Here is a 2103-nt window from a genome sequence, read left to right as displayed (position 1 = left end):
GAAGAGGCAAGGTATACTGACATGATGAGTGACGCCAATGGCCGGCGACCGGAAATAGGACCGGTTTTGAAGGGCCGGGGCCGGCAGGAAAAAAAGTCCGAAATTTTTTCAAAAATTGTTTGGATTTTAAAAATAAAACCTGTTATCTTTGCAGCCGCTAAAACGGTAGCAAAAGAGAGAACGGAGCTTGGAGGCCTTATGTGGCCGGAAGCAGTTTTGGCACAGTGTTTTGGGAGAAAGGCCGGGGGATAAAAATCTTTCAAATATTTCTCAAAAAACATTTGGAGTTCACGAAAAAAAGTTGTTATCTTTGCATCCGCTTTTAGAGCGGCACACAAACGAAGGTTTGGGTGTGATAGAAACAAACAAGATTGCAAAGGGCCGGAAGCGGCGCTAAAAGATAAAAGAAGGTTGGTACGGTCGGGCTTTCGGGTTCGGAGACTTGACCGGGGACCAATTTACGTTCTTTGAAAATACTGGAATGCACAAAAGGAAAATATAACAGAGTGATTCTTTGAGTAAGGCTCTTGTAAAGAATACTAGGCCGTTAGATCGGCCGAACAATTTTTATACAACGAAGAGTTTGATCCTGGCTCAGGATGAACGCTAGCGACAGGCCTAACACATGCAAGTCGAGGGGCAGCATTACCGCTTGCGGTAGATGGCGACCGGCGCACGGGTGCGTAACGCGTATGAAACCTACCTTTTACAGGGGAATAGCCCGGAGAAATTTGGATTAATGCCCCATGGTTATAAGATGCCGCATGGCGTTTTATATAAAGCTTCGGCGGTAAAAGATGGTCATGCGTGACATTAGATAGTTGGTGGGGTAACGGCCCACCAAGTCGACGATGTCTAGGGGTTCTGAGAGGAAGGTCCCCCACACTGGTACTGAGACACGGACCAGACTCCTACGGGAGGCAGCAGTGAGGAATATTGGTCAATGGGCGAAAGCCTGAACCAGCCATGTCGCGTGCAGGAAGACGGTCCTATGGATTGTAAACTGCTTTTATACGGGAAGAAACGTGTCTACGTGTAGACATTTGCCGGTACCGTATGAATAAGCATCGGCTAACTCCGTGCCAGCAGCCGCGGTAATACGGAGGATGCGAGCGTTATCCGGATTTATTGGGTTTAAAGGGTGCGTAGGCGGACCAATAAGTCAGTGGTGAAATCCTGCAGCTTAACTGTAGAACTGCCATTGATACTGTTGGTCTTGAATTTAGTTGAGGTAGGCGGAATGTGTTGTGTAGCGGTGAAATGCATAGATATAACACAGAACACCGATTGCGAAGGCAGCTTACTAAGCTATAATTGACGCTGATGCACGAAAGCGTGGGGAGCGAACAGGATTAGATACCCTGGTAGTCCACGCCGTAAACGATGATTACTCGTTGTTGGCGATACATAGTCAGCGACCGAGCGAAAGCATTAAGTAATCCACCTGGGGAGTACGTTGGCAACAATGAAACTCAAAGGAATTGACGGGGGCCCGCACAAGCGGAGGAACATGTGGTTTAATTCGATGATACGCGAGGAACCTTACCTGGACTTAAATGTAGGCTGCATAGGGCAGAGATGCCCTTTTCTTCGGACCGCCTACAAGGTGCTGCATGGTTGTCGTCAGCTCGTGCCGTGAGGTGTCGGGTTAAGTCCCATAACGAGCGCAACCCCTATTGTTAGTTACCAGCACGTCGCGGTGGGGACTCTAACAAGACTGCCGGTGTAAACCGCGAGGAAGGTGGGGATGACGTCAAATCAGCACGGCCCTTACGTCCAGGGCTACACACGTGTTACAATGGCCGGTACAAAGGGCAGCTACATGGCGACATGATGCTAATCTCCAAACCCGGTCTCAGTTCGGATCGGAGTCTGCAACCCGACTCCGTGAAGCTGGATTCGCTAGTAATCGCATATCAGCCATGATGCGGTGAATACGTTCCCGGGCCTTGTACACACCGCCCGTCAAACCATGGAAGCCGGGGGTACCTGAAGTCCGTTACCGCAAGGATCGGCCTAGGGTAAAACCGGTAACTAGGGTTAAGTCGTAACAAGGTAGCCGTACCGGAAGGTGTGGCTGGAACACCTCCTTTCTGGAGAGGG

General features: G+C 49.7%; 1 protein-coding gene and 1 rRNA gene. Both read left to right on the top strand.

The genetic code is table 11. The annotated features are described in order from the left end of the window. A partial coding sequence (locus tag ACRD64_RS24885) for a hypothetical protein (protein ID WP_430937280.1) occupies window positions 1–252 on the top strand: 252 nt, incomplete at its 5' end. A 319-nt stretch (window positions 253–571) separates the two neighbouring features. Continuing rightward, window positions 572–2093, top strand: a 16S ribosomal RNA gene (locus tag ACRD64_RS24880). Window positions 2094–2103: the final 10 nt, after the last annotated feature.

The sequence above is a fragment of the Saccharicrinis sp. 156 genome (assembly GCF_050589685.1).
Classification (GTDB): Bacteria; Bacteroidota; Bacteroidia; order Bacteroidales; family Marinilabiliaceae; genus Saccharicrinis.
Note: the sequence above shows the minus strand (reverse complement) of the source record. Positions and strands in the feature narration are given on the sequence as shown.